At 45.9% G+C, this 15,736-nt stretch carries 15 protein-coding genes; 9 read left to right on the forward strand and 6 right to left on the reverse strand.

What is annotated here, in order from left to right; genetic code table 11:
* Positions 1–81: 81 nt before the first annotated feature.
* The 3 genes from V7S65_RS22005 to V7S65_RS22015 form a co-directional block, all read right to left on the reverse strand.
* Positions 82–759: a carbonic anhydrase family protein gene (locus tag V7S65_RS22005; RefSeq protein ID WP_079471465.1), complete on the reverse strand. Its 678-nt coding sequence runs from the start codon at positions 757–759 to the stop codon at positions 82–84.
* Between the two features lie 84 nt (positions 760–843).
* On the reverse strand, positions 844–2,493 hold the full coding sequence (locus V7S65_RS22010; RefSeq protein WP_336387630.1) for a SulP family inorganic anion transporter: 1,650 nt from the start codon (positions 2,491–2,493) through the stop codon (positions 844–846).
* Positions 2,494–2,701: 208 nt separating this feature from the next.
* Positions 2,702–2,995, reverse strand: coding sequence for a hypothetical protein (locus tag V7S65_RS22015; RefSeq protein WP_133256129.1), 294 nt, complete (start codon positions 2,993–2,995; stop codon positions 2,702–2,704).
* Between the two features lie 383 nt (positions 2,996–3,378).
* Here V7S65_RS22015 and V7S65_RS22020 point away from each other — a divergent pair, with 383 nt between their 5' ends.
* The 4 genes from V7S65_RS22020 to V7S65_RS22035 all read left to right on the forward strand — a co-directional run bounded on the left by V7S65_RS22020 (position 3,379) and on the right by V7S65_RS22035 (position 8,797).
* On the forward strand, positions 3,379–3,717 hold the full coding sequence (locus tag V7S65_RS22020) for a PadR family transcriptional regulator (RefSeq protein WP_079471462.1): 339 nt from the start codon (positions 3,379–3,381) through the stop codon (positions 3,715–3,717).
* A 35-nt stretch (positions 3,718–3,752) separates the two neighbouring features.
* Positions 3,753–5,510: a PspC domain-containing protein gene (locus tag V7S65_RS22025; protein ID WP_336387629.1), complete on the forward strand. Its 1,758-nt coding sequence runs from the start codon at positions 3,753–3,755 to the stop codon at positions 5,508–5,510.
* A gap of 177 nt (positions 5,511–5,687) precedes the next feature.
* Positions 5,688–7,820, forward strand: a complete 2,133-nt coding sequence (gene feoB / locus V7S65_RS22030) for a ferrous iron transport protein B (protein ID WP_079471460.1) — start codon at positions 5,688–5,690, stop codon at positions 7,818–7,820.
* A gap of 44 nt (positions 7,821–7,864) precedes the next feature.
* On the forward strand, positions 7,865–8,797 hold the full coding sequence (locus V7S65_RS22035) for a M28 family peptidase (protein ID WP_336387628.1): 933 nt from the start codon (positions 7,865–7,867) through the stop codon (positions 8,795–8,797).
* A gap of 44 nt (positions 8,798–8,841) precedes the next feature.
* Here the strand turns inward: V7S65_RS22035 and V7S65_RS22040 are convergent, their stop codons facing one another.
* Positions 8,842–10,284, reverse strand: a complete 1,443-nt coding sequence (locus V7S65_RS22040; RefSeq protein WP_336387627.1) for a S41 family peptidase — start codon at positions 10,282–10,284, stop codon at positions 8,842–8,844.
* A 52-nt stretch (positions 10,285–10,336) separates the two neighbouring features.
* Positions 10,337–10,990 carry a hypothetical protein gene (locus V7S65_RS22045; protein ID WP_079471458.1) on the reverse strand — a complete coding sequence of 218 codons (654 nt, stop codon included), beginning with the start codon at positions 10,988–10,990 and terminating at the stop codon, positions 10,337–10,339.
* Positions 10,991–11,152: 162 nt separating this feature from the next.
* Between V7S65_RS22045 and paaA the strand changes: the two genes are divergently transcribed.
* The 5 genes from paaA to nadD all read left to right on the forward strand — a co-directional run bounded on the left by paaA (position 11,153) and on the right by nadD (position 14,497).
* Positions 11,153–12,151 carry a 1,2-phenylacetyl-CoA epoxidase subunit PaaA gene (gene paaA / locus V7S65_RS22050; RefSeq protein ID WP_079471457.1) on the forward strand — a complete coding sequence of 333 codons (999 nt, stop codon included), beginning with the start codon at positions 11,153–11,155 and terminating at the stop codon, positions 12,149–12,151.
* 66 nt (positions 12,152–12,217) lie between these two features.
* Positions 12,218–12,586: a 1,2-phenylacetyl-CoA epoxidase subunit B gene (locus V7S65_RS22055; protein WP_079471456.1), complete on the forward strand. Its 369-nt coding sequence runs from the start codon at positions 12,218–12,220 to the stop codon at positions 12,584–12,586.
* Positions 12,583–13,347 carry a 1,2-phenylacetyl-CoA epoxidase subunit PaaC gene (gene paaC, locus V7S65_RS22060; RefSeq protein ID WP_336387626.1) on the forward strand — a complete coding sequence of 255 codons (765 nt, stop codon included), beginning with the start codon at positions 12,583–12,585 and terminating at the stop codon, positions 13,345–13,347. The genes V7S65_RS22055 and paaC overlap by 4 nt, the downstream gene beginning before the upstream one ends.
* A gap of 3 nt (positions 13,348–13,350) precedes the next feature.
* Positions 13,351–13,845, forward strand: coding sequence for a 1,2-phenylacetyl-CoA epoxidase subunit PaaD (gene paaD, locus V7S65_RS22065; RefSeq protein WP_159454377.1), 495 nt, complete (start codon positions 13,351–13,353; stop codon positions 13,843–13,845).
* Entirely contained in the window at positions 13,820–14,497 is a 678-nt protein-coding gene (nadD, locus tag V7S65_RS22070; RefSeq protein ID WP_227024452.1) for a nicotinate (nicotinamide) nucleotide adenylyltransferase, read from the forward strand. The genes paaD and nadD overlap by 26 nt, the downstream gene beginning before the upstream one ends.
* Here nadD and V7S65_RS22075 read toward each other — a convergent pair whose 3' ends face one another.
* Positions 14,498–15,574 carry an AI-2E family transporter gene (locus V7S65_RS22075; protein ID WP_079471453.1) on the reverse strand — a complete coding sequence of 359 codons (1,077 nt, stop codon included), beginning with the start codon at positions 15,572–15,574 and terminating at the stop codon, positions 14,498–14,500.
* Positions 15,575–15,736: the final 162 nt, after the last annotated feature.

Here is a 15,736-nt window from a genome sequence, read left to right on the forward strand (position 1 = left end):
AATTGATCAAACGTGTCGTCAGAGCCTCCCTCTTTTTTATGAAAAAGCAAATTTATTCTCTTCTATAAAAAGCAGGACGGATTAAACAGCTACAGCTGTTGCTCCTTCCGGTCTGTTATTTTCCAGGATCAGGGTATGCTCCATAAAGCTCACGATCCCTGTTTCTACGTCGTAAATAGCACCAATAATACCCACTTCTCCTTTCTGGATCATTTCACGAAGAATATTGCTTTGTTCCATAATGGCCTGAACAGAGCGTTGCACATGGATAGCATTTACGGCTTCCACAAATTCGCCGTTATGAGAGTTACGATCCTGTTTAACAGTTTTCTCTGCAAATACAGCCGGGGCTATTTTATTTAACAGCCCGGTAAGGTTACCCATTTCAACCGAGTCGCAGGCGCCCTTGATAGCGCCGCATTTGGTGTGACCCAATACCACGATGAATTTGGAACCTGCTATTTTGCAGGCATATTCGAGGCTGCCCAGTACGTTATCAGAAATAACGGCGCCGGCTAAACGGATACTGAAAATGTCGCCCAATCCCTGATCAAAAATCAGCTCTGCAGAGGTGCGGGAGTCCATGCAGCTAACGATGGCAGCCATCGGCCACTGTCCGTCGGATGTATCGTTCACCATTTGCAGCAGGTTACGGTTCAGGCGGAGGTTGTCCACAAACCGGGTGTTACCGGCCTGTAGCAGTTCCAGCGCTTTTTTAGGAGATATATTGGCTTGAGATATTTTATTCAGTGTCTTCATTATTGTCATTTTTTGAGATTGAAAAATGAACGGATTTCAAGCATGGTATTCCGTTCCGTTTTTTTATTAAAGGCATAGATGCCTTTAATTTAACTGTAGTTCTTTCAGCAACTCTTTATGGTTACCGGAAGAAATAGTGTGTACCTGCGGAGAGTTCAGTCTTGACTGTTCTTCAACAGAAAGGTCTGGCGTATTTTGAATGTTGTACACGGTTTTAAACCCCGTCAGGATTACTTTGATATTTTTTTGTGGCGCTTTGATGTCTTTGAATTCGCGGATAGTCTGTAATACATCAAAATCGATGTAGGCAGTTTTGTGCGCATCAATCACCAGTGTGATATTTTCCGGCATATGATCCAGCGTAAGCAGGATGCTGGCTTTGTTCAGGAAGGAAACTTCCTGCGCCAGTTCCAGGCGGATGCTGTCGCCGGTATGGTATTTTTCTTTGCGGAAATAGTAAGAACTCTTCATGTTACCACGTAAAATGGCGAGCACGCTTACTACCATACCCAGCGCGATACCAATCAGCAGGTCGGTAAACACAATGGCTACTACGGTTACAACGAAAGGCACCCATTGGTACTTACCGTTTTTGAACATTTCCTTAAAAATGGAAATTTTGCACAGTTTGTAACCAGTTACCAGCAATACTGCCGCCAGGGTAGCCAGCGGAATTTTATTTAACAAAACCGGGATCAGTGCAGTACAAATCAGTAACAATGCACCGTGCGTCATAGATGCCAGTTTGGTTTTACCACCCGCATTGATGTTAGCGCTGGAACGTACGATTACAGACGTGATTGGCAAACCGCCAATTAAGCCACTGACCATGTTACCAATACCCTGTGCTTTCAATTCCCGGTTAGGAGAGGTGTAGCGTTTCAGTGGATCCAGTTTATCGGTGGCTTCCACATTCAGCAGGGTTTCCACGGAAGCTACTATAGCAATAGTAATACCGGTGATCCATACATCCTTGTTCGTGATGGCGCTGAAATTCGGGAGCGTGAACTGGTTTACGAAATCACCAAAACTACCAGCTACAGGTAAAGATACCAGGTGATTAGATCCCAGTGCCAGCAACTCACTGCCGGAAAATGCTGTATTCAGCAATATGCCGGTAATTACTGCTACCAGTGGCGCTGGCACTACATTGAGCTTCGGGATCTTGCTCCAGTACAGAATAATGAAAATGGAGATAATGGTGATCAGAGTTGCGCCAAGACTAATGTGATTAATCGTGGAAAGCAGTGCACTGAAAGTATTTTCGCCATCTACCTGAATAAAGTTGAAATCACCTTCCGAATTGGCATCATAGCCAAATGCGTGTGGTAATTGTTTCAGGATAATGATGATACCAATGGCGGTAAGCATTCCTGTGATTACGTTGGAAGGGAAGTAGTTGGCTACTGTTCCTGCTTTAATTAATCCCAGGATCAGCTGAATGGCGCCGCCTATTACCACGCTCAGGAGGAATACATCGAACGCACCCAGTTTGGTAATAGCCACCAGTACAACAGCGGTAAGACCCGCTGCAGGGCCGCTTACACTCAATTGCGAGCCGCTTAAAAAGCCAATCACCAGGCCACCGATGATACCGGAAATCATACCGGCAAACAAAGGAGCCCCGGAGGCCAGGGCTATACCCAGGCACAACGGCACCGCAATGAGGAAAACAACAAGGCCGGCTGAAAAATCGCCTTTTATATTAGAGAATAATGATGTCTGCTTGTTCATAAAATTTGCTTTTCCGTTGAGGGATCGCACTTCCGGATAGCAGCCAATGCTGCAACCGTGGAAGCTACAATGATAGAATAGTACTCCCGTTAACGGCTTAAATACGGATATCGCCTTAATGGATACACGTAGCCCGGGCAGTGTTTGAAAAAATCAGTAATAAATAAATAGAAAACACAGCTGTTGTAATTACAACTGCAAAACGAAATTATGCGATGTGCATATTGGGAGGAGGGGCATGTATTTCCTGAGCAGGGTTGCTGGGAATATCTTCCATCAAATGATATTGTAAAATACCAAGAATGAGCAATGGGTTAAACTGAATTTCATCAAACTGTTTACAGAATTTCAGCTCTTTCGCAATCTTTATATGATCGCCACCACAATCAACCGGGTGTTCTTCCACAATCTGATTATTAAACAGCAGCTTCCCTACTTCCTTGATTGGAAGTAGTTGTGACACCATCAGTGCCAGGAGGAATATGCCGATTAATTTCTTCATGTGTATAATACGCTTAATGCAAATGTAATAGAGGATAACCATAAATGGTAAATATTCCCAATTAAAAAAATGTTAAAGGACTTTAACATAAAAAGGCCGTGCCGGCTGTAGTTTTCCGTTTATCATGGCTCAAAACCGGTCATCATTATCCTGTCACATCCGTTATAACTTTTTTTTTCCGGAAGAAGCGCATCTGTATTGGATTTTATAGGCTTTACCGGGTAACGTTCTAAACAAGTTATTTTGCTTTCTATGGTATTGTGTATTGCATAGTAGTAAAAGTTTCCTATTTTTGTATCGTAAAGTTGAAAGAATAGCTATCAAATACTTTAATAACTGATCAGAAACCACCATTAGAAAAAAAACATTAAAGCTCACTTGCCATGAACATTGATAACACACAATCGCAGATGAGGAAGGGAGTGCTGGAGTTTTGCATATTGTCCGTCATTAAGCAAGGAGAAGCTTACCCTTCAGACATCATCGAAAAGATGAAGGAAGCAAAGCTGGATATCCTGGAGGGCACTCTTTATCCTTTATTAACAAGGTTGAAAAATGCGGAATTGCTCACTTACCGTTGGGTTGAAAGCAGCTCAGGTCCCCCACGGAAATATTTTTCCATGACAGATAAAGGCGAAACCTTTTATAAAGAACTGGAAAGCACCTGGAACGAACTGGCTAATGCCGTGCATCAATTAACACAAAACAGTACACCCCTGTAAAGGAAGACTAACCTAAAACCTAAAATCAACTGGTAATGAAAAAGATAATCAACATAAACCTTTCGGGCCGCCTTATCCCCATCGAGGATAGCGCGTATGAGATACTGAACCAGTATCTCGGGAGCCTGAAGAAGTATTTCTCGAAAGAGGAAGGCGGGGATGAAATCGTGTCTGATATTGAAAGCCGCATTGCTGAAATATTCCAGGATAAATTGAAAAAGGGCGCTCATTGTATTACTGATGAAGATGTGATTGCGGTGAAAGCCTCTATGGGTACGCCTGAGCAGTTCGACGATGCTGCCGGCGAAAGCACCCAACAGCAAAAAGAAGACGATCCCTTTGCAGGATATATTCCCCGCCCACGCAAACGCCTGTACCGCGATCCGGAAAATAAAGTGCTGAGTGGCGTATGTAGCGGTTTAGGCGCTTATTTCAACATCGATCCGGTGATCTTCCGTATCATATTCGCCCTGTTGGCGATTGGTGGCTTCGGTACCGGTATCCTTGTATACTTCATCCTCTGGATAGCTACTCCGTCTGCCGACACGGCAGCGGAGAAGCTGGAAATGAGAGGAGAGAAGGTGGATCTGAACACCATCAAATCTACCATCCAGGAGGAATTAAATCATATGAAAGGCCAGGTGAAAAATGTAGGGGATGATATCCGAAATTTTTCTCAGGGCCGCGGCAAGCAGGTAGGTAGCGATATCGAACGCTTTTTTGTGAGCCTGGCAAGTGGATTAGGTAAAGTGTTGGTAGCTGTTACCAAAGGGTTCTTTTACTTCTTCGCTGTAGTGATGCTGATCTGCCTGATAGTGGCAGGAATAGCCATTGCAGCCACTTCCGCGGCCCTTTTTCCCATCAAGGATCTGTTACTCGGCGCCCCGGTGCAAAGCGCATTGTTGTGGCCTGCAGTTGGATTGCTCATAGGCATCCCGATTGTTGCGCTGGTTATATTCATCATCCGTAAACTCACCGGCGTAAAAGAAGGCAACCGCTATGCAGGTTATACCTTAACCTTCCTGTGGCTACTCGGACTGACTTTCGCCGCCATCATTGCTACATCTTTTGTAAAAGATTTCAGAAGACCGGCAACTGAAACTGAAACCGTGGCTATTCAACAGCCATCGAAAGGTAAGCTGATACTGAAAAGAACACCAGGTATCCTGTCTGAAATCAATGGCGATGACATCAGCTTCTTTGACGATCACTTACTGATCGCAGATGATACCGTGTTGATTAACTACATCCGGATACGGGTTGAAAAAAGCCTGACCGACAGTTTTTCTGTAGATGTATCCCGCTTTTCCAGGGGCCGTACTGTTCAACAGGCAAAAATGCTGGCTCATGATATAGCGTTCCACCTGAACCAACAGGACTCTGTACTGTACCTGCCGGAAGGGTTTTCCCTGCCGCCGCACTCCAAATACCGCGGTCAGCGTGTTACTGTAACCATTAAAGTACCGGTAGGAAAGAATATTGAAATAGACCGGGAAGTATACCGTAACTATGACTTCAGCCGGTACGACCGGAGTGACGATGGCGACTGGGATAACGATTTCGACAATGACCAGCCCGGACCATTGAACCTGAAAATGACCCCCGATGGTACCGACGACATCAACGAAAAGAAACCAGCTCCGGAAAAGGCGAATACCGACTCTTCCAATGAAGGCTACCGTTACAAGGGACCTGCCGCTGAAAACGCAGTGAAAGCGGTAAAAAAGAACCAGCCCATCGAAGGGGATGTATCTTTCCTGGCTTACTCCCTCATTAACATGTTTCACAGTTAATCTATATAAATAATTAATTTTTAAAAAGATAAAGCGAAAACAAGCCCTTGTTTTCGCTTTATCTTTTCCAGCAGATTACCTTTCTGAGATTTTCCCGATCGGATCATTCCACCGGCCGATTAATGTTTAACTTTGCATCTTCAGCAATTAATATTAATAAATAGGATAAGATAAGGAATGCAGGCACCCATAAACATCGCGCTGGTAGGTAATCCGAATAGTGGTAAAAGTTCCCTTTTTAATGCGCTCACCGGTTTAAACCAGAAGGTGGGTAATTTTCCGGGTGTAACGGTAGATAAAAAAACCGGGATAGCTCAGATAGTATCCGGCGTAACCGCCAATATTATCGACCTGCCGGGAACTTACAGCCTGTACCCGAAAAGCGCCGATGAATATGTTACCTATGACGTGCTGATCAACCAGCAAAATGAAGACTCCCCCCGTCTCGTGATCATTGTGGCGGATGCCTCGAACCTGAAACGCAACTTATTATTCTGTTCCCAGATCATAGATCTCAAAATCCCGGTCATCATTGCCCTCACCATGATGGACATTGCCCGTAGGAAAGGAGTGGAGATAGACCTGGATGGATTAGAAAGAGAACTGGGCGTGCCCGTAGTATCCATCAATCCAAGAAAGAACAAAGGCGTTACGGAAATCAAGAAAGTAATAGACCTGGCGATGCGCTCCCATTACAGCACGCCGCCGAGGGATTTTATTAACAACAATGCACTGGCCAAAGACGTGATTGATGAGGTACGTAAAACAGTACCGGTGAAAAGTGACTATGGCGCTTTACATATAGCCGTTAACGTAGACGACCTTCCTTTTGTAGACAAAGCACAGAAAAAGGTCATCCACAGCTCGCTGGAAAAACACCAGTTTAATAAAACAAAGATCCAGGCCGAAGAGATCATGCAGCGATACAGCCGGATCAAACATATCATGAAAGCCACCGTAGTGGAAAATGATCCACTGCAGAAGCAATTGCGGTCTGAAAAAATAGACGACCTCCTGCTGCACCGCTTCTGGGGATACGTGATTTTACTGGTGGTGATGTTCCTCCTGTTCCAAAGCATTTTCTGGCTGGCCTCTTACCCGATGGACTGGATCGAAGGCGGCTTTGGGGCGCTGAGCGGATGGCTGAGCAGTACCCTGCCCGATAATAAAGTCACCGACTTCTTCATCAACGGAATCGTTGCCGGTATCAGCGGCTTTGCCGTGTTTATCCCCCAGATCATGATCCTGTTTGGGTTGATCACGATACTGGAAGATACCGGCTATATGGCCCGTATCAGTTTTCTGACCGACCGCCTGATGCGGCAGGTTGGATTAAACGGAAAATCTGTGATGCCCTTGATCAGCGGAGTAGCCTGCGCCGTACCTGCTATCATGGCTACCCGTACCATCGAGAATAAAAAAGAACGGCTTATCACAATCATGGTAACGCCTTTAATGAGTTGTTCTGCAAGGTTGCCTATTTATACTATGATGATTGCGCTGATCATTCCCGACAAACGGATCTTTGGCATACTCGGTTTGCAGGGACTGATCATGATGGGGCTTTACCTGTTGGGCTTCTTCATGGCTATCTTTATTGCGGCCATCATGAAACTGTTTGTGCGCATTAAGGAAAAGAGCTACTTCATCATGGAATTGCCGGTTTACCGCTCCCCGCGTTGGGCCAACGTGGGAACCACGATGGTGGAGAAAGCGAAAATATTTGTGAAAGATGCAGGTAAAGTGATTGTGGTAATATCTGTGATCCTTTGGTTCCTGGCCTCTTATGGCCCTGCCAGCAGAATGGAGCCGGTACATGCAAAATATGAACAACTCCTGGCGAAAGTGCCGGCAGAATCGCCCGAAGCTGCAGTGCTCAATAAAGAATTTCAATCTGCCAAATTATCCAACTCCTATGCGGGAGTGCTTGGTCACGCAATTGAGCCGGCCATTCGTCCGCTGGGCTTTGACTGGAAAATAGGTATTGCACTGATCACCTCTTTTGCCGCCCGTGAAGTATTTGTGGGTACTATGGCTACCCTTTATAGTGTGGGAGAAGATCCTGATAATAATAACGCCACCCTCCGGGAAAAACTGTCGTCGGCTACCTGGCCTGATGGGGCACCGGTATACACGCTGGCTTCCGGGTTGTCCTTAATGATTTTTTATGCATTCGCCATGCAGTGTATGAGTACGATGGCCATTGTAAAACGTGAAACAAAATCATGGAAATACCCGCTGATACAGCTTGTTTATATGACCGCGCTGGCCTATGTATGCAGTTTGATCATCTTTAATATCTTCAAATAATATCTTGTACATTGCAGGTATAGTTAACCATAAATGCAATGTTTATGAAATGGCTTTGTTACAGCTTTTGCCTGCTTTTTGCGCTGCCTGTGATGGCGCAAACTTCTGTTGATTCAACGCAATTGATGAAGGATGTTAAAACGTTATCAGCGGATAAAATGGAAGGCCGGAAAACCGGTTCCCGCGGCAGCCGTATGGCCCAGTTCTATCTCCTCGACCGCTTCAAAAAAATAGGCTTATCCGCTTATCACGATACCTACGAATATTCCTTCTATTTCCAGGAAGGAGATAAAAAAATTATGGGTACTAACCTGTACGGCTATATCCCCGGTAAGCTGAGCACAGTGATTGTTATTTCTGCCCATTATGATCATCTTGGTATTACCTCTAAAGGCAATGGTGCAGACACTGTATATAACGGTGCAGATGACAATGCTTCCGGCATTGGTGGATTACTGGCTATGGCCACCTATTTTAAAAAGCACCCGCCCCGTTATACCCTCATTTTTGCCGCTTTTGATGGAGAAGAAGAAGGTCTGCAGGGTGCTAAAGCCTTTGTAGCACAGCCGCCGGTACCGCTTACACAGATCCGGCAGAATATTAACATGGATATGATTGCCCATAACAACAAAAACGAACTGTATGTATGTGGCACTTTCCAGTTTCCTGATCTGAAGAAGTATACAGATGATGTGGCTGCCCGCAGCAGCGTGAAGCTGATCGCCGGCCATGATAAACCGGAAAGCGGTGCCGACGACTGGACGAAGCAGAGCGATCAGTATGAATTTTTTAAACAGAAGATCCCGTTCCTGTACTTTGGCGTGGAAGATCACCCCGATTACCATCGTCTTTCCGATGAATATTCCCGCATTAATCATTCTTTCTATTACAGGGCGGTACAGGCAGTGCTGGAAGTTGTGAAGAAGCTGGACAGCGATATGCCGGAGAACAAATACAGCGGTGCGAAAACAATGTAGAGAAGAAGGCCGGTAGCTTTTTCCCGAACTACCGGCCGTAAATATTATTGCCGGACGGTTTGTATCATCCCTTTGAATTTAGTGGATTCCAGCCTGTTGGCGGGTGTTACAGCCAGCCTGTTTCCGTTTAATTTTGCAGTGCGGCCCAGTGAACCGGCATCAACACCCATATCAGTAAGTGCAGCGCGTAACAACGGATCACTAAGGGAGCCCCAGTCGAGAGAAAAGTTATCAGTTACTTTTATATCCGCCGGAAGGCCGCTGAAATAATCGCCTTCGTTAGCCGAATTTTTTGTCTGGAAGTTTACCGCATACATATCGTATTTACCAAAAGAGATGTTGATAAAACCAACCGGTTTGCCATAAGTGTTACTTCCTACCAGTTTGGTAGTCATCACCGGTTTCAGCACATTGTACAGCAGTTCGCTGGCAGATACGGTGTTACGTGTTCCGAGGAAAGTGACCTTGTTTAAAGCAAGGGCGCCGCTTTTCTGGAACTTCGCTGTTTTATAAGTGGTGGCTTCGCTGTAGAAGATATCCGACCAGTTTACGCTGGGGTAATAAGGTACGGCCTTCATGTATTTGAAATAGGGGCCGTAATTATTGGTATTCACGTTATTATTGAAATACTGGGAATACATGGTGGTATTGGTTTTGGCCGCAGGTACCAGTATGTTGGCAAGATATTCTGCCGTTTCAATGAGCCCACCGCCATTATACCGCAGATCGATGATTACCTGCTTTACGCCGGCCTTTGTATAAGCATCGAATGTTGAGTCGATCTGCGCTTTAACATCAGATAATGCTACAAAGTTATTAAAGACGAAGTAGCCGATTTTATTGCCGTTGAAGTCATATAAATGAGAATAAAGAATAGGGTTTAACTTATAATCTACACGGCTTAAATTATACTGTTGGGTAGTGTTGTCTGGTTTGCGGAAATTCCAGGAGGTGCTGGCGCTGCCGAAGGCAGCATTCAGCATATCATTTGTAGCATCATCATTTCTGAAGCGGGTAACCCCATTTACGGCAATTAATTCCCAACCTCTTTTGATGCCGGCTTTGTCGGCCGGAGAGCCGGGATATGCGTATACCACAAATAAGGTTGAATCTGTTTGATAACCGACTTCAAAGCCCATATCGCCCGCAATTCCTTGCTGCAGGGCCCTGGACGTGCCGCCATTATCTACAAAGCTGTACCTGTCGAGGTCATTGCCGGAAGCATCTTTTTTATAAGTTCTCAGTGCATTAAACAGCACGATCGGGTTTGCATATTGATTGGGCTTGAACGTTGCAGAGTCGGGTAGCACGTCGTTCCAGAGGTAAATATCTTTTGCGATAAAAAAGACGCTGTCGTTGACGGAGCCGGTTACGCCGTTATCTCCCCGGTTTCGTGGAGTGTTACTATCTTTTTTATTACAGGCAGACATCAAAAAAATGAGCGCTAAGCCAGTGAGCAGTGAATGGTAGAAATTATTTGGTTGCATAGATCCTTTTTTATGCTGCATAACCGCTATGAATAAACGTTAAAACGGGTTGTTATTGTATGGGTGTAAAGTTAATGCCTTCAATACCCAGTTCTTCCGGAAGCACGCCGTTATTTTTCAGCCCTACATTTACTCTATCCCGCCAGCGGATCTGTTCCACGGCGTTTAGTCCGTGGTGGGTTTCCTGGTCGAAACGGTATTGGAGGCGGTTCATTTCCCGGAAAGACTGAAGGTACTGATATTGTATGATACTATCGTAGTCATCGCGGTTTAACGCGGTTTGCCGGAGCTTCTGTTTAAACCGTTCCACTACCAGGCGGGTAATATCGAAATGAAGCTGTTCATGTGCCAGGGCATAGCTGTTTCTTGCTTCCGGTCTTACCCAGGATGCACTTTTTATAAAGAACACCTGCAGCCGTAATGTGATCCGGAGGGTATCGTTTACCAGGTTACTATTGCCTTCATAGGCGAAGCTGGTGTAGGAAACTGCAGCGCTGGGACCATTGGGCGATGGTTTTGCCAGAAAATCCTCCCATTGCAGTTTTCTTTCGAAGTCATAGTAAATAGTATCGGATCCGGGTGGCGCCGGGGCTTGTTTTTCTTCAAAATTCAGCTGAATGACGGTAAAATGCCGGGTCTCCGGGCACGGTTTTTTATGCCCGTGGGACAATAACAGAAAGCTCAGTATGGTAGCAGCAGACAGCATTATCGGTTAGAAGTTAATAAAATTAAGGGAATGCCCGGCTATCTGTTTCATGCCGGGAAAATTTGGCGATTCTATAACATTTGAGTACCGGTGTTTTAACAATCTATTCCTGCTGAAACGATGTTTTTTCCGTAATTTACTACCGACCAAAACAATCGCACTATGTACGGCGGTGGATATATTTTCGATGAACCCAACAGAAATCAGTTGCGGGAAGAACAACAGCATGATGAGCCGGAAAAGCTCGCTGCTTTTGAGGAACGTATTGCCAAAGGGGAAAAGATAGAACCTGGCGACTGGATGCCGGTAGAATACCGGCGGCAGTTAATACGCCTTATTGAACAACATGCTCACTCAGAAATTATCGGCGCATTACCGGAAGGCACCTGGATTACGAGGGCGCCTGGTTTTAAGCGCAAGCTGGCCCTGATCGCCAAAGTACAGGATGAAATAGGCCACGGGCAATTACTCTATAATGCGGCCGAAACACTTGGCAAATCGAGGGAGGCCATGATCAACGACCTGCTCAGCGGCAAATCCAAATACTCCAACGTATTTAATTACCCCGCTGAAACCTGGGCAGATGTGGCTGTTATCGGATTCCTGATTGATGCCGCAGCAATTGTAAACCAGGTTGCCAATGCCAAAGGATCCTACGGTCCTTACTGCAGGGCGCTGGAACGTATTTGTTACGAAGAAAGTTTCCATCTCAAACAAGGCCATGATGCTTTTATTGAACTGGCAACGGGCACGCCGGCGCAGAAGGAAATGCTGCAGGATGCCCTTAACCGTTGGTGGCAGCCGATCATGCATTTCTTTGGCCCCCCGGATAAAAGTTCCAGTCACAGCGAAAAACTGATGCAGTGGAAAGTGAAAATGGCGAGTAATGATGATATGCGGAATCAATTCCTGGAGTCCTATGTGCCCAAGATCTGGGAACTGGGGCTTACCCTGCCGGATCCGGCGCTGCGCAAGAATGCGGAAACCGGCCGTTGGGAATATACAGATCCCGACTGGGACGAGTTTTTCAGGGTGATCAACGGCGGTGGTCCCTGTAATATGGAACGTTTGCAGGTGCGCAAGTGGGCGGAAGAAAAAGGGCGCTGGGTACGTAAAGCGCTCATGAAACCAACAGAAAAACGGGTATTGCCCGTGGCATAGGATGCGCCGGTTTACCGGCGGTATTGTGTGCGTCAAAACTTTATCATTAAAACTATTCAAATATTCATGTCTAACGATTCTTTAGATCCCCGTGTAAACAGGCTGAAACTTGGCCCGGCCGGGGAAGTAGTGAAAGTGGAGGAGGGCGAGAACTGGAATATATACGAGGTGTTTCACCAGGAGAAAAGAGGCGCTCACCATGAGCATGTGGGTTGCGTTCATGCCCCGGACCCTCAGCTGGCGCTGGTATTTGCGAAGGAGCAATTTGCCCGGCGGAAAAAATGCGTAAACCTGTGGGTAGTGAAAAGCGCGGACATCCTGGCTTTTGATGTGGAAGATGAAGATATGTTTGCCAACAACATGGAGAAAACTTACCGGGATGCCAGTGGCTTTAAAGTGATGGAGAAGATCAATAAATTCAAACAATCCAAATGATGAACAACGCAGCACTAACAGATCTGATTATAAAAATGGCAGACGATGAGCTGATTCAGGGGCATCGTAATTCTGAGTGGACCGGGTTGGGGCCTGTGATGGAAGAAGATATCGCTTTTTCTTCTATGGCACAGGACAAAATAGGCCATGCGTGGGCGTTGTATCGCATCCTTCATGAAGATCTCGGAGGAAAACATCCGGATACATTTGCCTTTCTGCGGCCGGAGAAAGAATTCAAATCATCACACCTGGTGGAAATGCCTAATGGCGAATATGATTTCAGCCTGATGCGGCATTTTTTATTCGATCTGGCGGAGGCCATCCGGTATGAAAGTTTACAGGACAGCAGCTATGAGCCTTTCCGGCTGCTGAGTAAAAAAGTAAAGGGGGAGTTGAAATATCATACGCTGCATGCGAATGCCTGGATCATGCAACTGAGCAAGGCCGGAGAAGAGAGTTACGACCGGATGCAGCAGGCGCTGAACCAGACCATTGCACTGGCAGCAGGAATTTTTGAACCATCACAGCACTATGAAGAAGCGTTGATTGACGATAAAGTGTATCCTGGTGAAAAGGAGTTGTATCATCGTTGGCTGGATCGTATTTACCCGGTGTTGGTGAAGGCTTCCCTGAACCTGCCGGAGATGAGTGCTATTGTGCCGGTGTATGGTGGTCGTCATGGACTTCATACGCCGCACCTGCAGCCGTTGCTGAAAGAAATGAGTGAAGTGTTTAACCTGGATGCGGAGGCCAGTTGGTAAATGATGTCTTCCCAAACAATTACGATAGCCGCAGTATATGCGTCACTGGAACATGTGATGGACCCGGAAATCCCGGTATTGAGCGTGGTGGACCTGGGCATGATCACGGGGGTGGAACTGGGTGAAGCGGCGGTGCATATTAAAATGATCCCCACCTTTGCGGCATGCCCGGCAGTGAGTTATATCCGGCATAATATTAAAACGGTGCTGGAAAGTGAACTTGGTATAGCCGTTAGCGTTGAAGTAGACAAACAGGAACACTGGCATAGCAACCGGATGACGCCGGCGGCCAAGGAAAAGCTGAAAGCCTTTGGCATAGCCCCTCCTAAGGTATTGTCCGGCGAGGTAAGCACAGAAATTATGATGGAAGTTCCCTGCCCGCATTGTGGCAGCGAACAAACTTATTTACGTTCTCCCTTTGGCTCTACGTTGTGCCGTGCTATTCATTTTTGCAAGGCCTGCGGTCAGGTGTTTGAGCAATTCAAACCACTGGAATAAGCCTTATTTCCATGTTCCCGCTATAAATACCTATTTTTACACGCATTATGAAGTAGCCATTGGCAATTTATACGATGAAAACATGAGAATAGGCTTGTATTTTGGGTCTTTTAATCCTATACACACGGGGCATTTGATCATTGCCAATTACGTAGCGTACAATACTGATCTTGATAAAGTATGGCTGGTGGTTTCGCCGCATAACCCGCTGAAACCACAGTCGGCCTTACTGAATGAGCACGACCGATTTCACCTGGTGGAGCTGGCCATCAAGGACGAGGTGCGGCTGCGCGCCAGTAACATTGAGTTTTCGTTACCCCGGCCTTCCTATACAGTGGACACGCTCACTTATTTACAGGAGAAATTTCCTACGCAGGAATTTGCCATCATTATGGGAAGCGACAGCTTTCAGAATTTACCGCGCTGGAAAAACTATGAGCAGATTGTGAAAAACTATCCGATCTATGTTTACCGCCGGCCGGGACACGAAATAACAGACACCTTTGGCGCCCAGATTGAAATACTGGATGCGCCTATGCTGGACATCTCTGCTACTGATATCCGCAAATGGCTGAAAGAAGGCAAATCTGTACGTTTTATGGTACCTGATAATGTGATTAATTATATCTCTGAAAATAATTATTACCGCTGATCACCTTGTTCCGGGCGTGTCACGGATATCTGTATCAGGGGAGGATTTTTTCTGGGCGATATCCCTTCTTTTTATCACAAATTCATTCCCATAGATATCCAGCAAAAGGATAAACATGGAGATAAGTAACGGGCCGAAAATAAGACCGATGAAGCCAAAGAGACTAACGCCAATGATTACACCGAATATAGTGATGAGAGGATGTACGTCTGCAATTCGTTTAGCCAGCAGCATCCGCGCGATGTTATCGGAGGTGCCTACAACACCGAATCCATACGCCAGTACAGCAATGCCCTGCCAGGTACTGCCGGAAGCCAGTAAATAAACACCCAGGGGCACATATACCGCGGCGGCGCCTATTACCGGCAGCATTGCTGTGAAACAGGTAATTACAAACCAGAAGAATGGCTGGGGGATTCCAAAAATTAAATAGCCGATCAAAGAAATAATACCCTGTACCACTGCAATGAGGGGGATACCTACGGCGTTGGCAATTACCAAAGTGTTGAACTCTTTACCCAGTCTTTCCACATTTTTATCTTTCAGGGGAATATATTCATACAGGGTCTCTTCCATTTTCCGGCCGCTTACCAGCATAAAATACAGCATAAAGTACATGAGGGCAATAGTGGTAAGCGTATTAAAGGTGGCGCCCAGGAATCCGGGCAGAAAACCAGTGATACCTTCCTGTATTTTTTGCAGCCTTTCTGCAGTGAGCAGGCCAAATCCCAGGCTGTTTTCCAGCCGGGCATTGGTTTGTTTCAGGCTGTTGATGAGCTCTGTAGAGTGGTTTGCGGCATATGCGGCTTTAGCCCCGAGCATGTTTATCAGCATGCCTATTGGCAGCAGGATTACGAGAAAGGACAGCACCATCAGCAAGGCAGCAGCGAGGCTCTTCCTCCACTTGCGTTGTTCTACAAGTTTGAACATCCATTTCCGGCAGATCACATACAGGGTAACGGCCCCGAGAAAGCCGGGAAAAAAGGTAAACATCTCCATAAACAGGAGCACAGCAAGAAAAAGGATCAGGAGTAAAAAGCCAATTTGTTTAAGGCGGTCGTTGTCAAGATAGCTCATAGTACATAATATCGTGTAATTATCTGGAATGTCAAAAAGCAGACCGACAGCCCTGTGATACTTTTATAAAGCCTAAACAAAATTGCAGAGAGCTTGTTCTTATTTGGCGGAGGTTTAACACAGCTTTTTATTCAATTGTTATTTATGGAATAATGTTTGTTG

The sequence above is a fragment of the Chitinophaga sp. CCNWYY40 genome (genome assembly GCF_037483205.1).
GTDB lineage: Bacteria > Bacteroidota > Bacteroidia > Chitinophagales > Chitinophagaceae > Chitinophaga > Chitinophaga ginsengisegetis.